Genomic DNA, 2,985 nt, shown 5'->3' on the forward strand with positions numbered 1-2,985 from the left:
TGCTTTTTTTTGAATTTTTTTATCAACTGTTGTTTTTTACAACAATTCGTCTATTTCATTCCCATAAAATAAGGGCCATATACTTAATGTAATAACATCAAACTATATGACCCTGCTGCTTTTTAAGCACCCAAGATTTATTCTTTTGGTAAGCGTTTAATCGAAACTAATAATCCACCCCAAATAATCACAAGTGCGATAACCATCATAACAATTGCAATTGTACTCATTAGTCTTCCTCCACAACGAATTTCTCTTCATTTTTCCAAGGTAAGTGTGTTAGTAAGAAAGCCACAACCACTAAACCAAATGCCATTCCCCAACCAAAGGTATTAACAAACCAGTTTGGATATCCTTCATACCCTTCACGGAATACTTTAGCACCTTCACTAAACAACATAAATGCAAGAATACCGGTAGTAATAACAATACATAAACGCCAAATAAATCCAATTTTGAATGATGATGTCTTATTAATGTGATTTCCTAATAAACCAAGTTGTTCGTGGGAAACAATGATAACCAATGAACAGAACGCTACCGCCACAATACCAAAGTAGTTTACGAATTTATCCATCACATCCAGCATTGGCAATCCTGTTGTTGTTCCAAATAACACCACAGACAAGAACATCATTGGAATACCCACAATAAAAGTTGAAGGCACACGACCAAATTTCAATTTGTCTTGAACTGAAGCAATAATTACTTCAATAACAGAAATGAAAGAGGTTAATGCTGCAAATGTAAGTGAACCAAAGAACAATACACCAAGTACTGGACCAAACGACGCATTATTGATAATAGTTGGGAAAGCAAAGAATGCTAAACCGATTCCGCCTTTTGCAACTTCATGAACTTGTTGTCCGCTTGCGGCAGCCATAAAACCTAATGCAGCAAATACACCAATCCCTGCTAATAATTCAAAACTACTATTCGCAAAACCAACAACTAATCCAGATCCTGTTAAATCTGAATCTTTCTTCAAATAAGAAGCATAGGTAATCATAATCCCGAAACAGATAGACAAGGAGAAGAAAATTTGTCCATATGCCGCAATCCATACACTAGGATCAGATAATTTCTCCCAATTTGGTGTAAATAGCGCGTCTAAGCCCTTACTTGCACCTGGTAAGAACAAGGCTGAAATAACAAGGATAACGAACATAACAACTAATAATGGCATTAAAATACTTGATGATTTCGCAATCCCTTTTTGTACTCCTAATGCGAGTACACCTAATGCCACTAACCATACGGCAATTAACGGCCCAACAACCATACCAACGAAATCAAAACTTACCCCTTGTGCAATATCGCCCATTTTGAGGAATTCACCCACAAAGAAATCAATAGGTTTATCGCCCCATGCACCATTTATTGAGAAATATGTATAAGATGCTGCCCAACCAAGAACAACCGCATAATAAATACCGATAATGACGTTGACTAATACTTGCCACCAGCCAAAAATTTCAAAATTTTTATGTAAACGTCTGAATGCCAAAGGCGCAGATCCGCGATGTCTGTGCCCAATTGCATAATCTAGGAATAATAGTGGAATACCCGCAGTTAATAACGCAATAATGTAAGGGATAATAAATGCACCGCCCCCATTTTCATATGCGGTATATGGGAAACGCCAGATATTACCAAGCCCTACGGCAGAACCAATAGCTGCTAAAATAAATGCTCTACGCCCCGAAAAAGTTTCTCGTGCTGTGTTTTTCACTTCATTACTCATTTAGCCCTCCTATATTGGACTTTATCATTATATTATTTAGAGTAACTTAATATAATTAAATAATCTTAATTGTCAAACTCTATTTATTTGAAATAAATGCAAAAATTCAGACCATGTTCACTTTTTTGCCAACAATAAAACTAGTAAATTTCTTTATTTTTAGAGAGATTTTCTTAAAATCACACAAAAATGGCTTTTTCTCCTATTTTTTAACAAAATTTTTAGAATAAAAAAACCAGATAAAATCTTAAGAAAAAATTTTTCACTTTCCCGATAAAAATTAAGGCTGGAAATACCAGCCTTAATCTTATTATTCTCAATTTATTTGGTGATTAGTTGCTTTTTCTTTTTGCTCTTAAACCTAGCAATAAGGTAATCACAAATGTCACCACGAATGAAATCAACATACCAATGCAATAAACGGCAATGCTATCTGGTTTAATTGAGATAATCCCCGGTAATCCTGCAGCACCTAACGCTTGTGCTTTAGCATGAAAGAACGCAATAAATGCACTAGAAACGCCAGAACCTATCATTGCTGCAATAAATGGATAACGATATTTTAAATTTACCCCAAACATCGCTGGTTCAGTAATACCTAATAACGCACTAATTCCAGATGGTAATGCAATACCTTTTACTTTAGTATCACGAATTAAGAACAATACCCCTAAACAAGCCGCACCTTGTGCTACATTAGACATTGCCGCAATCGGGAAAATAAAAGTACCGCCAGTATGAGCCATATCTGCTAATAATTGTGTTTCAATAGCGATAAAGGTTTGATGCATCCCAGTGATAACAATTGGCGCATAAAGTGCTCCGAAAATTGCACCGCCAATAAAACCAGTTGTGTCATACAACCAAGTTAACGCATCCCCAATTAAGAAACCAAGCTTGTGGGTAATTGGTCCAACAAAAGTGAAAGTCAGAATTCCAGTAATAAATAATGCGAGTAATGGTGTTAATAAATTATCTAATACTGATGGGATAATCTTACGGAAAGTATTTTCTAATTTTGCTAAGATCCAAGTTGCGGCTAATACCGGTAATACAGAACCTTGATATCCTACTTTTTCAATATGGAAACCGAGGATATCCCAATAAGGAATATTGCCAGATAAGCTTGCTGCACTAAATCCCCATCCATTTTGATCTGACCCCGAAAAGTTAGACTGCTATTTTAAGGACTGAATTCTGTATTGAACAGGACTCAGTCCATTTAATCTTAATTGTATTCT

The 2,985-nt window shown here is 35.6% G+C and carries 3 protein-coding genes and 1 pseudogene; all 4 read right to left on the reverse strand.

Annotation, left to right across the window (positions count from 1 at the left end; genetic code table 11):
* Window positions 1–137: 137 nt before the first annotated feature.
* Window positions 138–230 (reverse strand): methionine/alanine import family NSS transporter small subunit, encoded by a 93-nt coding sequence (locus tag PF272_RS01605; protein WP_082966195.1) that lies wholly within the window; start codon window positions 228–230, stop codon window positions 138–140.
* Window positions 230–1,744, reverse strand: coding sequence for a sodium-dependent transporter (locus PF272_RS01610; RefSeq protein ID WP_271141386.1), 1,515 nt, complete (start codon window positions 1,742–1,744; stop codon window positions 230–232). Before PF272_RS01610 ends, PF272_RS01605 begins: the two co-directional genes overlap by 1 nt.
* Before the next feature lie 332 nt (window positions 1,745–2,076).
* A pseudogene (locus PF272_RS01615) lies at window positions 2,077–2,895 on the reverse strand (PTS transporter subunit EIIC); the annotation flags it as partial.
* A 27-nt stretch (window positions 2,896–2,922) separates the two neighbouring features.
* Window positions 2,923–2,985: IS3 family transposase (locus tag PF272_RS12945; protein WP_413789410.1), on the reverse strand; the 63-nt coding region annotated here is incomplete at its 5' end.

Origin of the sequence: Gallibacterium faecale (assembly GCF_027920745.1) — a bacterium.
Taxonomy (GTDB): domain Bacteria; phylum Pseudomonadota; class Gammaproteobacteria; order Enterobacterales; family Pasteurellaceae; genus Gallibacterium; species Gallibacterium faecale.

Coding starts and splice junctions, on each gene's coding strand:
- PF272_RS01605 (WP_082966195.1), bottom strand. CDS start 230: ATGAGTACAATTGCAATTGTTATGATGGTTATCGCACTTGTGATTATT.
- PF272_RS01610 (WP_271141386.1), bottom strand. CDS start 1,744: ATGAGTAATGAAGTGAAAAACACAGCACGAGAAACTTTTTCGGGGCGT.